Origin of the sequence: Gynuella sunshinyii YC6258 (genome assembly GCF_000940805.1) — a bacterium.
Lineage (GTDB): Bacteria > Pseudomonadota > Gammaproteobacteria > Pseudomonadales > Natronospirillaceae > Gynuella > Gynuella sunshinyii.
In genome coordinates this window covers 5,855,853-5,870,396 of record NZ_CP007142.1, presented here as the reverse complement: position 1 = coordinate 5,870,396, position 14,544 = coordinate 5,855,853, and the positions used below count along the sequence as shown (strand labels likewise).

At 45.4% G+C, this 14,544-nt stretch carries 14 protein-coding genes and 1 other RNA gene; 10 read left to right on the top strand and 5 right to left on the bottom strand.

The annotated features are described in order from the left end of the window. Positions 1–75: 75 nt before the first annotated feature. Complete coding sequence (locus tag YC6258_RS24365) at positions 76–675, top strand: TetR/AcrR family transcriptional regulator (RefSeq protein WP_044619189.1); 600 nt, start codon at positions 76–78, stop codon at positions 673–675. 118 nt (positions 676–793) lie between these two features. On the opposite strand, the gene ssrA is transcribed toward YC6258_RS24365, so the two are convergent. Together ssrA and smpB are read right to left on the bottom strand one after the other, a co-directional pair. Beyond that, positions 794–1,176: a transfer-messenger RNA gene (gene ssrA, locus YC6258_RS29155) on the bottom strand. Between the two features lie 80 nt (positions 1,177–1,256). Next, positions 1,257–1,733 (bottom strand): SsrA-binding protein SmpB, encoded by a 477-nt coding sequence (smpB, locus tag YC6258_RS24360; protein ID WP_044619188.1) that lies wholly within the window; start codon positions 1,731–1,733, stop codon positions 1,257–1,259. A gap of 61 nt (positions 1,734–1,794) precedes the next feature. Here smpB and YC6258_RS24355 point away from each other — a divergent pair, with 61 nt between their 5' ends. The 3 genes from YC6258_RS24355 to YC6258_RS24345 are packed head-to-tail and all read left to right on the top strand — an operon-like array spanning position 1,795 to position 3,954. Next, positions 1,795–3,225: a sodium-dependent transporter gene (locus tag YC6258_RS24355; RefSeq protein ID WP_044619187.1), complete on the top strand. Its 1,431-nt coding sequence runs from the start codon at positions 1,795–1,797 to the stop codon at positions 3,223–3,225. Beyond that, entirely contained in the window at positions 3,225–3,659 is a 435-nt protein-coding gene (locus tag YC6258_RS24350) for a type II toxin-antitoxin system RatA family toxin (RefSeq protein ID WP_044619186.1), read from the top strand. The genes YC6258_RS24355 and YC6258_RS24350 overlap by 1 nt, the downstream gene beginning before the upstream one ends. Beyond that, positions 3,652–3,954, top strand: a complete 303-nt coding sequence (locus YC6258_RS24345; protein ID WP_044619185.1) for an RnfH family protein — start codon at positions 3,652–3,654, stop codon at positions 3,952–3,954. Before YC6258_RS24350 ends, YC6258_RS24345 begins: the two co-directional genes overlap by 8 nt. Before the next feature lie 23 nt (positions 3,955–3,977). On the opposite strand, the gene YC6258_RS24340 is transcribed toward YC6258_RS24345, so the two are convergent. After that, positions 3,978–4,304: an outer membrane protein assembly factor BamE gene (locus YC6258_RS24340; protein ID WP_082070877.1), complete on the bottom strand. Its 327-nt coding sequence runs from the start codon at positions 4,302–4,304 to the stop codon at positions 3,978–3,980. A gap of 75 nt (positions 4,305–4,379) precedes the next feature. Here YC6258_RS24340 and fur point away from each other — a divergent pair, with 75 nt between their 5' ends. Further along, positions 4,380–4,790 carry a ferric iron uptake transcriptional regulator gene (gene fur, locus YC6258_RS24335; protein WP_044619184.1) on the top strand — a complete coding sequence of 137 codons (411 nt, stop codon included), beginning with the start codon at positions 4,380–4,382 and terminating at the stop codon, positions 4,788–4,790. A 127-nt stretch (positions 4,791–4,917) separates the two neighbouring features. Next, the gene (locus tag YC6258_RS24330) at positions 4,918–5,406 is read left to right on the top strand and encodes a TlpA disulfide reductase family protein (RefSeq protein ID WP_044620393.1); all 489 of its coding nucleotides are present in this window, start codon (positions 4,918–4,920) and stop codon (positions 5,404–5,406) included. A 5-nt stretch (positions 5,407–5,411) separates the two neighbouring features. Here YC6258_RS24330 and YC6258_RS24325 read toward each other — a convergent pair whose 3' ends face one another. Both YC6258_RS24325 and recN read right to left on the bottom strand, forming a co-directional pair. Beyond that, positions 5,412–6,779 carry an MATE family efflux transporter gene (locus tag YC6258_RS24325; RefSeq protein ID WP_144407738.1) on the bottom strand — a complete coding sequence of 456 codons (1,368 nt, stop codon included), beginning with the start codon at positions 6,777–6,779 and terminating at the stop codon, positions 5,412–5,414. A 166-nt stretch (positions 6,780–6,945) separates the two neighbouring features. Beyond that, complete coding sequence (gene recN / locus YC6258_RS24320) at positions 6,946–8,628, bottom strand: DNA repair protein RecN (RefSeq protein ID WP_044619182.1); 1,683 nt, start codon at positions 8,626–8,628, stop codon at positions 6,946–6,948. 136 nt (positions 8,629–8,764) lie between these two features. On the opposite strand from recN, the gene grpE reads away from it, so the two are divergent. From grpE to YC6258_RS24300, 4 genes are all read left to right on the top strand, one after another. Then, positions 8,765–9,367: a nucleotide exchange factor GrpE gene (grpE, locus tag YC6258_RS24315; RefSeq protein WP_044619181.1), complete on the top strand. Its 603-nt coding sequence runs from the start codon at positions 8,765–8,767 to the stop codon at positions 9,365–9,367. 83 nt (positions 9,368–9,450) lie between these two features. Next, entirely contained in the window at positions 9,451–11,376 is a 1,926-nt protein-coding gene (gene dnaK, locus YC6258_RS24310; RefSeq protein WP_044619180.1) for a molecular chaperone DnaK, read from the top strand. A gap of 64 nt (positions 11,377–11,440) precedes the next feature. Continuing rightward, positions 11,441–12,562: a molecular chaperone DnaJ gene (gene dnaJ, locus YC6258_RS24305; RefSeq protein WP_044619179.1), complete on the top strand. Its 1,122-nt coding sequence runs from the start codon at positions 11,441–11,443 to the stop codon at positions 12,560–12,562. Positions 12,563–13,249: 687 nt separating this feature from the next. Continuing rightward, positions 13,250–14,497, top strand: coding sequence for a hypothetical protein (locus YC6258_RS24300; protein ID WP_044619178.1), 1,248 nt, complete (start codon positions 13,250–13,252; stop codon positions 14,495–14,497). The last annotated feature ends 47 nt before the right edge of the window (positions 14,498–14,544 follow it).

Sequence of the window (14,544 nt, the reverse complement as noted above, 5' to 3'; positions counted from 1 at the left end):
TTTAGTTATTTATATCAGGCAATTAAACGCTGTTCAATATATACTTAAAAAAATAATCACCTCACTGGATTTGCAATGGCAAGACGAAGCGATCACAGCCGTGAAGAGATCAAAGAAATGGCCCTCGAAGCGGCGGTCAATATTCTGGAAAACGAGGGGAGTAAGGGGATCAGCGCGCGCAATGTCGCCAAGGCCATCGGCTATACCGTTGGTACTCTCTATCTGGTGTTCGAAAACCAGCGCGATATGCTGCTACACCTTAATGCCCTGAGCCTGGACGACCTGGATGCCTGGCTCGAAGAACATACCGGTTCTGGCGCTACTCCGACTGAAAACCTGCTGCAACTGGCCGACGCTTATATCAGTTATGCCGTCGAAAAAAGCGCCCGTTGGAATCTGCTGTTCGAGATTCAAGTGGATGAGAGTAACGAATTGCCTGATTGGTATTTGATGCGCCTTGGTCGCCTTTTTGGCCGGGTAGAGTCGATTCTGTCGCCCCTGGCGAAGCAACATGGTGAACTGGAGATCCAGCGCGCAGCTCGGGTGTTATGGGCGGGGGTGCATGGCATCTGTATGTTGAAGATACGTCAGCGTCTCACCCTGGCTGGTGGTCAAAGTCCTAACGAAATGACGAAGATGCTGGTTGATAATTTTCTGGAAGGTTTCGGTAAGTAGCGAGTGTTGATTTTGAATGCTCTTTATCAAAGATAAGTTGAAGTCCGCAGAAGCCCCCGCTAATGCCCGGGCGTAGGCAATAAAAAAGGTGAACTGAGAACAGTTCACCTTTCTGAATTGGTGGAGACGGCGGGAATTGAACCCGCGTCCGCAAACTCTCCACTCTCGGTCCTACATGTGTAGCCTCTTCTTTAATTTACCGGTTACGTTTCCGAAGGGCAGGAGCGTAAACGGGAGCCTGGGATTAAAGTTTAACAGCTCCGGCCCAGACAACCTTTGCTGCGATCCTGAATTATTGACAGTCAGTAGGCGCCGTTCAGGCACAGGCCAGTGACCGCCGGGTGACTAATTGACCCAGTTTTGAGGGTTTATGCTGCTAGAGCGCCCTCGAAGTTGTCATCATTTGCAACTATTGTTTTGCAGCTTTGGATTTACGTGATTCGCTACCATCACGACATGCACCTTGAGCTTTGTAATCCACGTCGAAACCTTTTCGTCCCCGTATTCTTTACTGCTCAATGCCGGCTGATGTTGCTTGCCGGGTTGCCCTCTTTAATTGAAGGGGGCGTAGTTATAGTGGTTTATACGTGATGTTTCAAGACTCTTTCTTTTTGTCTGTTCCATTCACGCTCTTTTATGGTTTCCCGTTTGTCATGGAGCTTTTTACCTTTAACCAGAGCTATTTCACATTTTACGTACTGCTTGCTCCAGTGTAGATCCAGTGCAACGATAGTATAGCCGCTTTGTTCAGAGGCAGCCTTATACTTGTCTATCTGCTTGCGATGCATCAGTATTTTGCGATCACGTACCGGATTTGCCACAACGTGTGTCGAGGCTGTACTGAGAGGGCTGATGTGAGCACCTACCAACCAGGCTTCGTCGTGATTAAATATGACATAGGAATCCCGCAGTTGCGCTTTTCCTGCCCGGAGGCTTTTCAATTCCCATCCGGCCAGGGCAAGGCCTGCTTCTATTTTGTCTTCAATGTGGTAGTCGTGGCGGGCTTTTTTGTTTTGTGCAATCAGCCGCCCGGTGTTGTGAGATTTTGTCTTTGCCATGGGTGAAGTATAAGGGCTAACTTTCTGTTATTCATAGCTTTTTCTAAATCAGGAGCTTTTTTTGGTTTTTGGACATTACCAGTATGAACGTTTCAGCTACCGATGGATCATGTTGCTGGCGATTTCCGGGGCTGCGATAGGCTTCAGTAACCTGCTTAATTTTCCGATTTTGGTCGGAAGTGAGGGTGGCGGTGCATTTCTGGTGCTTTATCTGGGCTGTAAGTTTCTGGTGGCTATTCCTGTGGTGATGGCGGAAATGGCATTGGCGAGGCGATCTCGTCAGAGTCCCGTGTATGGAATGGAAACTGTTGTCCTGGAGAGCCATGGACACCGTATTTGGGCTCTGGTTGGACATTTCTCGGTATTGGCCGGTATTTTGACTGCGGCGGTTTATCTGGTCGTATCGTCGTGGGCCGCGGCTTATTTCTGGCATTGGTTGCATTTACCTGATGTTCGTGAACCTGATCATTTTTTAAGGTATTTCTTCCAGCTAATGAGTGATGCTGATGGGTTGATTCATATCCAGGCGATCATTATTGCGTTTTTGATCATCGTAACAGCTTTGGGATTAAAGGCGGGTTATCAGCCGATGGTCGTGGTAATGGTGCCAGCGTTGTTGCTTGCAGTGGTCTTCATGGGAGGTAGTGTTGTAAACAGTGCGGATTTGGGGTTCGCCGCAGAGAAGATTTTTACCTGGCGTACCTCGGATGTCAGCTGGCAGTCGGTGTTGCTGGCTATCCGGCAGTCGTTCTATACCTTGGGTATCGGCGTGGGGGCGATATGGGCATGCGGTTCTTTTATGGATAAGGGTCAGTCTATTGGATGGGCAGGTATTACTGTGGCGTTGTCAGATTTGATTGTCAGTATTGCGGTGGCATTTTTTGTTTGGGGTCATATCGGTCAGGCACTGGAGGAAGGAAATGAAGTGGTTCTGTTGTTTCAGTGGTTGCCCAGTCACCTGAGTTATTTCTGGGGGCTGATATTTTGGGGGTTTATGCTGCTGTCAGGTATTACGTCAGCACTGTTTCTGCTGGAGCCAGGCACTCGTATGATGGTTGAGCGTTTTCATCTGAATAGGGCATTCGCTGCGAGTATTGTGGGGGGGCTGGTTTTGTTGCTTGCTTGGCTGGGGCAGTTGTCATTCGGGCGACTCGCTGGCTGGTTTTGGTATGGTATGACAATCTATGAAAGCCTGGTGTTTATCTCATCGACGCTGTTGGTTCCGCTAGTGGGCTTTATGATGGCTTTATTTGTCGGCTGGGTAATGTTACCAGGAGAACTGGTAGAGGAGATTCGGCCATCACACCCTGTACGTTATGCCCTCTGGCGACTGGCTCTTCGCTTTGTTTCCATCGTGGCTATCCTGCTGTTATTCTTCGCTTCCCTTGAGCAGTACCTGTTATTAAAACCGGATATGATCCTGTTGTTGTCTGTATGTATGGGGATTTTGTTCGTTGGCATTCGAAAGATTTACTTGGAGTTCAGGCGTTAATGGCCGTAGTGATTGATCGTTCCGCACTGGTCAGGTATTCACCGTTACAGATGTATGCTCTGGTCAATGATGTGACCAGATATTCAGAGTTTTTAGATGGAGTTGCCAGTACCCGGGTGTTTGAGCAGTCTGAATCGCATATGCTGGCTGAGTTGGTGCTGTCGAAACTAGGGGTTAGGGTGATTTTGGTGACCCGCAACACGCTGGTGACTGGAGAGGTTATAAAGTTGCAGCTTGAAAAAGGGCCTTTTAAAAACCTGATTGGAGAGTGGCATTTCAGGCCATTGGGTGACAGCGGGTGCAAGGTCAGTCTTCATTTGGTATTTGAACCTGAAAACAAGTTGCTGGGGAAAGCTGTGGGTACAGTGATGTCACAGGTTGGAGGACAGTTGGTGAGCAGTTTTTGTCAAAGAGCGGATCAGATTTATGGCTGAAGAGTTTTCCATTGAGGTAGTGTACGGTACCTCGCAAAAACAAAAAATTATTACGGTTCAGGTTGATGCTGAAACTACTGTATTTGATGCGGCGGTAAAAAGCCGGATTGACAGGGAATTTCCAGAAATTGACTTTGAGACCCAGGCAATGGGGATTTTTGGTAAGCGAGTGGCAAAGCCGAAGGACCAGCGAGTACAAAAGGGCCAGCGCATCGAACTGTACCGGCCATTATTGATAGATCCCAAACAGGCCCGAGCTAATCGGGCTGCCAAAAAGGCCCGTGATGAAGAATAAGTTCAGGCACGGGGATAGTCGTATTACAGGTCATCTTCGCTGAACTCAGACTCTCCATTAATCGTACTGAGCAACCCATCCTTGAAGGTCAGTGTAATGGTTTGTTCCGTTGTTGCCTGGCCTCCCACGGTATTCCGATAGTAATAGAGCCATTCATCAGGAGTTATATCTGTATTCAGGACTGGAGTGCCCATAATAAATTTCACCTGTTCGGGTGTCATGCCGGGTTCCAGCTGGGCAAGCATTTCTTTGGATACTAAGTTTCCTTGAGGTACTTCAACGTGGTAAGGGGCGAGAATGCAGCCAGTTAATAAACAGGCTGAGAGTAAGGTTATAAAGAAAATTCGCATTCGCTAAATCTTTGACTCAAAAATTGAAGGGTCCATAATACCGTCATCATATGGGAACTAGAAGAGTATAAAGTCATGACACAGGACAAGCCTAAAGAATTACGTAAACTTGGTTTAAAGGTTACCGTGCCCAGGCTGAAGATTCTGCAGATGCTTGAAGAATCTGAAAACCGCCATATGAGCGCCGAAGATGTGTATAAGTCGTTTCTGGAGTCTGGCGAAGATGTTGGGCTGGCGACTGTATACCGGGTTTTGACCCAATTTGAGAGTGCAGGGCTGGTAACCAAACATAATTTTGATGGTGGTCATTCCGTATTTGAGCTGGCTGATGGTGATCATCATGACCATATGGTATGTATCGATTCTGGTGAAGTGATTGAGTTCGTTGATGAGGAAATCGAGGCTTTACAGAAGAGGATTGCAGACAAATACGGTTATGACCTGATCGATCATAATTTGGTGTTATACGTCAAGCCCAGAAGTTGATTAGTATCAAAACATTATTTTTTAGTACTTCGTGAATACTCTCTCAAATTCTGTTAAATGCATTATATGAGAAAAAAAACAATGTGTTAGGCTTGCATATATGTATTGGAATTTGGGATTTAAATTAATGAAAAAGTTAGCTATTGCATTCTTTTTGTTGCTGTCGGCTTCTTGGAGCTTGGCTTTGTCTGAAGGAGATAACGCACCGTTATTCAAGGCGAAATCTTTGTCCGGTGGTGACGTTGTTGAATTACGGAGCTTTCGTGGAAAGGTAGTTTATCTGGATTTTTGGGCTTCGTGGTGCGGGCCATGTCGAAAATCACTTCCAGAACTCAATAAATTGAGAGCTGAACTGGCTGGTCAAGGTTTTGAAGTTGTCGCAGTGAATTTGGACGAAAATGCTGAGGATGGTCTTGGGTTTCTTAAGCAGTTCCCAGTAGATTATCCGATTGCAGCAGATAGTTCAGGAAAACTGCCAGAGGCTTATGGAGTAGAAGCAATGCCAACTTCCTATATCATCGATCAGCAGGGAGTTATCAGAATGGTACATGCTGGTTATCGTGATGGTGATATTGCTGAAATTAAAGCCAAGGTATTACAGCTTCTAAAAAAATAATTCTCCTATGCATCATGAATGTTCTTTGAATTATTCAGGGAACATTCTTCCTGATGCTCTAATACGATTTTTTTCCATATTTTGGTTAAAAATATTCTTAGTAGCCATGTGCTTCTTACAAGATAAGTCAGGCAAAAGCTACACCATACTGCCTCAGGGGTTTGTGGAATAAAATGACTTATTAAGAAGAAACCGAAGAACCCTGCGATAACGCTGTTTCTCATGTCTCCAGACAATCTTGCCCCGATAAACACACCGTCCAGCCAAAAAGCCAGAACAGCAAGCAGAGGTAGGATTTGTACCCATATAAAGTTGTGGCTGACTAAATTCTGTAAAGCAGTTTGATTAGTCATCAGATGAATAATTACGTCTTTGAGTAAAATGAATATCAGGCTCAGGAGAATTGAAAAAGCAAGCGCAATCATGCCTGTTGTAATAAGAATTTCTTTGAGTTTTTGCCTGTTTCCGGCTCCCAGAGCCAATCCTGTCTGAGCCTCTGCTGCGGAGGCTGTAGCGTCTTGTGTATTGGATATGAGCGTAAACAAAGATAACAATATTGCGTTCACAGCAAGTGTCTGGTCATTGATTTGGGCCGAAAGTTTGTTGAGCCAAGTGACACTGAATAACAGCAAAAACGAACGAATCAGTAAGTTAAAGCTGGTCGCAAGCATGGGTTTGTAGTAGCCGACATTCAGTAACAACTGCCAATTTATGGTTCCACCCAGGCGCTTGTAGCGTTTTAACAAAGCTATAAAAATAAAGGTAACGCCAATGTATTCGCTAATGACGGTACCCAATGCAATACCGTTTGTTGACATATTGAAGCGAAATACCAGTACAACATTGAGCACCAGGTTGATTATCTGAGAAACAGAAACGGTATAGAGGCCAATGCGAGTATTTTGCATGCCAGTAAAAAATCCAATCAGCATGGAGTTAAAGATCATGGCAGGAATTCCCCAGGCTCGGATTTGCAGGTAAATTCGAGCCTGTTGTTCAACTTCAGGGCTGGAGTTCATGAATTGCAGGCCCATTTCAATCAGTGGCTTGTGCAGCAATAACAGCATGAATATGAGGGTACTGGCTACTATTGCATATTGAGTCAGATGAGTTTTGATCTCACCTGGATTGTGGGCGCCGTATGCGCTTGAAGTAACACCGGAGAGGCCCATGGCCAGAAAATTGAAACCCCAGAAAACGAAAGCAATTAGGCTGGAGCCCAGAGCAACGCCTGCCAGGAATATCGGGTTATCCAGATGACCCAATACTGAGGCATCAACCAGGCCCAACATAGGAAAAGATAGGTTGGCTAAAGCAACAGGCCATGCCAGGTGAAAGGTCTGTTTCCAGGGTAGGGATCTCAGTCTGTTCAACAGTTTTTCCACATAAGTTGGTGATTTCGAAGGGGTTGCTTCTGGTAATGATACAGGACGTGGCTGCGGAAATTAGAACGGCAGGCCCGACTATCGCCACAACCAAACGTGTATAGTGTGTTTTTTGAAATACAGCAATTAGGATGGGTATTTCAGTAAACTATTGCTAGTGCATCTTTTGCCCGTTTACCAGCATTTCCCGAGCATGTGCAACGGTTTGTGAGGTCAGCTCCACACCTCCCAATAGTCTTGCCACTTCATCTATACGACTGTTTTCAGTTACATAAGCGAGCGTTACTTCGGTATTGCCTGAGCGGGTAATGGTCTTGGTAACCTGTATGTGGTGATGTCCCAGACTGGCGACCTGAGGTTGATGAGTGACACACAGCACTTGGCCTTTTTCGCCCAGGTGACGCAACATTCTGCCGACGATTTCAGAAGTTGCACCGCTGATGCCGACATCAACTTCATCAAAAATCAGTGTCGGAATCTGGCTCTTTTGGGCGCAAACGACCTGTATTGCGAGACTTATACGGGACAGTTCGCCCCCTGATGCTATTTTTTGAATGGGACCAAAAGGTAACCCGGCGTTGGTTTGAATAAGAAATTCAATTTCCTCGTTGCCAAAGATAGCAAAGCGCTTGTCCGTCAGGGGGGTTAGTTGTACTTTCAACTGAGCGCCTTTCATAGATAGCAATTGGAGCTGCTGAGTAACTTCCTTTGCAAGTCTGATACTGGCTTTGGCGCGTTTTTCCGTGAGCTGATGGCTCAGCTGCTGGTGAGTATTCTGGAGTTCTTCGAGTTCTTTGTGCCATTTTTCCAGATTGAATTCGTCATCTTTTAGGGATTCGAATTCCTGTGCTAAAGACCGAAATGTCTCTAATAACTGGTCTGGATGGATCTGGTGTTTTCTGGCCAGATCGTAAATGATGGCCAGACGTTGATCCACATCAGCCAAGCGTTGCTGGTCAACTTCGAAGTTATCCAGAAAGTTACTCAGTTCTTTGAGGCCATCATCAATCATGATTTGCGCTGATGAAAAGGTTTCAATGATATCTCTGAGTTGTTCTGATTTTAATGTCTGTAATTGTTGATTCAGAGATCGTAAAGCATCCAGAATCCCGGGGGCGGATTCATCCCCCTCGCAGCGGGAAATAACCTGACTCAATGTGTTGACTGTATTTTCGCCATTGGCCAGCAGGGTTTGTTCCTGCTCAAGTGCCTGTAATTCATTTTCCTTAAGGTCCAATGCCTCCAGCTCATCAAGTTGGTATTGCAGCAATTGCAGGCGAGCGGACTTTTCGTCCTGTGCTTTCTGGGTTTGTTGGACCTTCTGGTGGAGTTTTCGCCATTCCTGATAAGCATCAGCCACTTTTTTGGCAAGTGTTTCGTGTCCACCGAACTCATCCAACAGACGACGCTGAACATCGGTATTCAGAAGAGAGTGATGTTCATGCTGATTATGGAGGTCGATGACTAGATCTCCCAGCTCTTTCAATTGTTGGGCCGGTACTGGTTTTCCATTAATAAATGCTCTGGAACGGCCCTCAGAGGTGATGACTCTTCTCAGTACACATTCCGCTTCGCCATTTTCAAGCGCCTGAGCGATCAGCCAGGTTCTTGCAGATGGAATGTGCTCTAACATAAAGGTGGCTGAGATATCCGCTTTTTCTGCTCCCGGGCGAACAACTCCGCTGTCGGCCCGGTTTCCTAGCGCATAACCAAGTGCGTCGAGCATAATGGATTTGCCGGCCCCGGTTTCACCGGTAACGGCCGTCATTCCCTTATGAAGCTCAATATTCAGTTCGGAAACAATCGTAAAGTCGCTGATGTGAAGATGGGTAAGCACAGTTTCACCTGTTTGAATATATATACTGGCTATAAATACAGTATATGGCAATGAAGTGCAACTGTTGAAATTGAGGCCAATGACCCGATATAGGACCGCCACTAACTGGTTATATTAACTTCGGAGAATACTAGAGATGACAACAGAAAATCAGACTGTTGATCAGGGAACGGGAGAAGGCCAATCTGAAGAGCTGCTTCAGCAGGAAACACAGCCTGAACAGCAGGGTGTTGCTGATGAAGCCGTGACTGGGACTGAGGGTGGCAGCGAGGCTGCTGAAGAAATTGCAGCCCTGAAAGAACAGCTGTTACGGGTTCATGCGGATATGCAGAATCTCCGTCGACGCATGGAAAAAGATGTTGAGGCGGCCCATAAATTTGGTCAGGAGAAACTGATTAAGGAGCTGTTGCCGGTTATGGATAATCTAGAACGGGCATTGGAGGCTGCGCCGCAGGAAGAGCGTGATTCAAACCCCGTTCTTGAAGGGGTTAATATGACGCTGGGGTTGTTTACCAGTGCTCTTAATAAGTCTGATGTGCATGCTATCAATCCAGAAGGCGAGCCTTTTGATCCTCAGTTACATCAGGCAATGTCCATGGTTGATAACCCTGAAGTTGAACCCAATACGGTGATTGCCGTAATGCAAAAAGGTTATACGTTAGCAGGCCGTCTGGTGCGTCCGGCAATGGTAATGGTCAGTAAAGGTGGTGGTCAAAAAACAATCGATGAGCAGGCTTGAAAGCCTTACAAAAAGCCCAATTATTCTGGCAAGCAATGAGAATTCGGGTAGAACCCCATCTTGAATTTAGGAGATAGTGAAATATGGCAAAGATTATTGGTATTGACCTGGGAACCACCAATTCCTGTGTCTCTATTATGGACGGAGACAAAGTAAAAGTTATTGAGAACTCTGAAGGTGATCGTACAACTCCGTCGATTGTGGCATTTACCGATGATGGAGAGGTGTTGGTTGGTCAACCTGCCAAACGTCAAGCGGTTACCAATCCGACCAACACACTTTTTGCAGTCAAGCGTTTGATTGGTCGTCGTTTTGAGGACGATGTTGTTCAAAAAGACATCAACATGGTTCCATACAAAATTGTCAAAGCAGACAACGGCGATGCATGGGTAGAGGCAAGGGGAGACAAAAAAGCGCCTCCCCAGGTATCTGCTGAAGTTCTGAAGAAAATGAAAAAGACGGCCGAAGACTTTTTGGGCGAAAAAATCACAGAAGCTGTGATTACTGTTCCTGCATACTTTAACGACAGTCAGCGTCAGGCAACTAAAGATGCCGGTAAAATTGCCGGGTTGGATGTCAAGCGGATCATCAACGAACCAACTGCAGCAGCGCTGGCTTATGGTATGGATAAAGGAAAAGGTGACCGGACTATTGCGGTGTATGACCTCGGTGGTGGTACCTTTGATATCTCTATTATTGAAATTGCTGACGTTGATGGCGAAACTCAGTTTGAGGTCCTTTCAACCAATGGCGACACGTTCCTGGGTGGTGAGGATTTTGACCTTCGTTTGATTAACTATCTGGCTGAAGAGTTCAAGAAAGACTCCGGTATTAACTTGAAAGGTGATCCATTGGCAATGCAAAGGCTTAAAGAAGCCGCTGAGAAGGCCAAGGTTGAGTTGTCTTCCAGTCAGCAGACAGATGTGAATTTGCCTTATATTACCGCTGATGCAAGCGGACCGAAGCATTTGAATGTTAAAGTGACCCGGGCAAAACTCGAAAGCCTGGTTGAAGATCTGGTTAACCGTTCTTTAGAGCCTGTTAAGATTGCTTTAAAGGATGCCGATCAGGAAATTTCTGATATTGATGAAATTATTCTGGTTGGTGGTCAAACTCGGATGCCTTTGGTTCAGAGCAAGGTTAAAGACTTCTTTGGTAAAGATGCCCGTAAAGATGTGAACCCTGATGAAGCTGTGGCCATTGGTGCTGCTATCCAGGGTGCTGTACTGGCTGGTGATGTCAAGGATGTTCTGTTGTTGGACGTAACACCTTTGACTCTGGGTATTGAAACAATGGGTGGTGTATCTACTCCTTTGATTGAAAAAAATACAACCATTCCGACTAAGAAAACACAGGTGTTTTCAACAGCAGATGACAACCAGACGGCTGTGACCATTCATGTGTTGCAGGGTGAGCGTAAAATGTCCTCCCAGAACAAGTCGCTTGGCAGATTTGATTTATCTGATATTCCGCCAGCGCCTCGTGGTGTGCCGCAAATTGAGGTTGCATTTGATATTGATGCTAACGGTATTCTGCACGTATCAGCCAAAGATAAAGGAACTGGTAAAGAACAGTCCATCGTTATCAAGGCGTCTTCAGGTTTGAGTGACGATGAAATCGATAAGATGGTAAAAGATGCAGAAGCTCACGCTGATGAAGACCGCAAATTTGAAGAGCTTGTGCAGGTCAGAAATACAGGGGATGGTCTTGTTCATGCGACTCGGAAAACGTTGCAGGAAGTAGGAGACAAAATCGACTCTGAGGAAAAAGCTTCTATAGAAAAAGCCATTGAAGAGCTGGAAGCTGCTTTGAAGACAGATGATAAGGATGATATTGAGGCAAAAACTAAAGCATTGTCCGATGCTTCAGCGAATATGGCGCAAAAGCTGTATGCTGAACAGTCAGCTAAAGATGCTGGAGCAGCAGAACAGGCTCAGGCAGGATCGTCCTCATCTGCAGGTGATGATGCGGTGGATGCTGAGTTTGAAGAGGTTAAGGACGATAAATAAGTCGTTAAGTGTTTAAGTTGAGGCGGCCTTAGCCGCCTTAATTACGTGGATTGAACCAAAGCATATGTCGAAACGAGACTACTACGAAGTCCTGGGTGTTGCCAAAGGCACCGATCCCAAAGAGATAAAAAAAGCCTACCGTAAGCTGGCTATGAAATTCCATCCGGATCGTAATCCCGGGGACGCCGAAGCAGAGCATAAGTTCAAGGAAATCAATGAAGCTTATGAGGTGCTGGCGGATGATCAGAAACGTGCCGCATATGATCAGTTTGGTCATGCCGGTGTGGATGGTCAAGGGGGATTTGGCGGCCAAAGTGGTGGCCATGGTAGCTTCAGCGATATTTTCGGTGATGTTTTCGGGGACATTTTTGGTAATGCTGCGGGTGGACGTCGCTCTCACGTTCAAAGGGGAAGTGATCTCCGATATGATCTTGAGTTGTCTCTGGAAGAGGCGGTTAGAGGAATAGATAAGCGCCTTCAGGTGCCGACTCTGGTTTCGTGCAAATCCTGTGATGGTTCCGGTGCCAAGAAAGGTAGTGGTACCACATCATGTACTACGTGTGGCGGTGTTGGCCAGGTTCGAATGCAACAGGGATTTTTCTCTGTACAGCAGACATGCCCAACCTGTAGTGGTTCCGGCAAGGTCATTAAGGATCCGTGTCAGGTTTGTCATGGTCGTGGTGCTGTGCGTGAAACCAAGACTCTGAATGTAAAAATCCCTGCTGGTGTTGATACTGGTGATCGTATTCGCCTCTCGGGTGAAGGGGAAGCCGGTTTGCATGGCGGACCTGCTGGAGACCTGTATGTTCAGGTGCATGTCAGGGAGCATTCTATATTTGTTCGCGACGGGGCTAATCTGCACTGCGAGGTGCCAATCAGCTTTGCAGATGCGGCTTTAGGTGGTGAACTTGAGGTTCCAACTTTGGATGGTCGCGTCAAACTTAAAATCCCGCCTGAAACCCAAACCGGCAAATTATTTCGTTTGCGTGGTAAGGGGGTGAAACCGATCCGATCAACAGTAATGGGTGACCTGATATGCAAGGTTGTGGTTGAAACGCCCGTTAAGCTGAATGAGTCTCAAAAAGAGTTGCTCAGAAAGTTTCAGGAATCTATGGAAGGTAAATCGCATTCTCCCAGAACCAAGACATGGTTTGATGGAGTTAAAAAGTTTTTTGAAGAGATGTGATGTTGCTTAAATAAGTATTTTAAGAAAAAGAGAGGCGGTCAGCTTCTCTTTTTTTTGCCTGTTGATTTGTTTGTGTAAAGGTAAAGTGTCTTCTGTTTGTGGCTAAGTCTATTGACTTTTATTTGTTCTCTATATACGTTTCAGTCAAAGCTGAAAAATAACAATAAAATCAATGAGATATAAAAGAAAATTAAAATCTGCGGTCTTTTTTGATCGTTTATTCCTGATAATGGGTCTTTCTTGGTAACTTTTTGGTGTTTTGTTCATCTTACGTTTAGGTTGTTTTTTTGTGCCCATATCATCTGAAAATACAATGTCGTAATACGTAAATTTTCAGCCCTAAGTGTCAGAAATTAATAAAAAAAATGCATTTGATGGCTTGACCAGAAATATAGCCTCTGGTTTGATAGGAACTGTTGCCAACTTTAGGTGTCGTTAGCTTGTTAGGAAGTTTGCACAATTATCATTGAGCTATCTCAAGATAGTTGTAAAGAAGGAATAAGGTTTGGCTTTTATTTTTGCAATGAGTGTGTAATATGGCCGTTGCAAATTTTATAACGATAAAAGAGATAACTAGCGTTTTTACTTTTTCTGTTTTACCTGAATGGAAGAAGCATTAATGACCGGTTATTCAATATAGTCTATCCGGTAAAAATCCGGGTTGATAATAATAAAGGGGAATCTTGAATGAAAGCGATTAAGATTGCTTCTGGTTTTGCAGTGACTGCTTTGGCTGCTGCTATCACCGGACAAGCTGCTGCTGCCGATACAGAAACATCATACACCTTCTACGGCACAATGAGTGCTGGTGCTGTTTTTGACTTCAAGGGTGATGACACTCGTGATGTTGATACACTGGAAAGTGATAATGGTGATAACGATATCGATGAGGGTGACTTCTATGGTCTGATGATGGATCTGGATGTTGTTCATGGTCCTTTCTCGGCCAATATCAGTATCGATGGTATCAAAACCGCTGGTGATCAGACGGCTGAAGTAACTGTTAATGATATTATTGTTACTGATGGCCCGATCTCTTTTGGTCAGGTTGGCGAAGTTACTGTGACTGATGAATATATCGGCGTGGAAGAGCTCGATATGGATGATGGTAACGACTTTGAGCCGGATGTAGGTATTCGCTATTCTGCTAATGGTCTAAGCATTCAGCTTGAAGGTGCTGATGACGATTCAACGGATGCGGAAACTGCTGACGATGTTATCGATTTCGGTGTAGGTGTTAACTATCACTATGAGATGGATGCTCTTAAGCTGGATGTGGAAGGTCAGTATCTTGATAACGGTAATCAAGGCGGGGAAACTACCTCTTCTACTTTCGTCGGTTTGGCGGCTACTTATGATTTGGGCAAAGTTGCAATTAAGGCTGCAATCAATAATACGGCTGGTGATGGTGAGATTGCTGTTACTAAAACGATTGATGATGTAGATGTTACTTTGTTTGATTTTACTGAAGTTGCTGTTCAGGTGGATGTAAACATTACAGATACTATCAGTGCATATGTTGCAGCTCTGAGTTCCACAGGAACCGTTAAGGCTGATGGCGTGAATGTTCTGGAAGATATCGATACCGCTGACATCGATGGCTATAATCCGGTTGAAGTAGAGGTGGGTGCATCTGCAGGTTTTGGGTCTATAACTGTTTCTGGTTATTATTATATGGATAACTGGGATGATAGTGGTGACATCCTGTACGGCAAGCTTGCTTACGCTCAAGACGCTTATGCGGCTTATGCGGATGTAGAGGTTGATGACCTGGATGCTGAAGAGATTGACTCTCCTGCCATCGGCTTGGGTGTGTCTTACACCAGTGAGGTAGGTGTTGTTTACGCTGCTGACTATGACTATCAGTCCAAGAAAGAAAAGGCTGATGTTTCAACTACCAACAAAATTGAGCTATCTGCTTCTTACTCTTTCTAAGAAGTTTTTAGTGGTAAAAAAGCCGGCGATTGCCGGCTTTTTTGTAT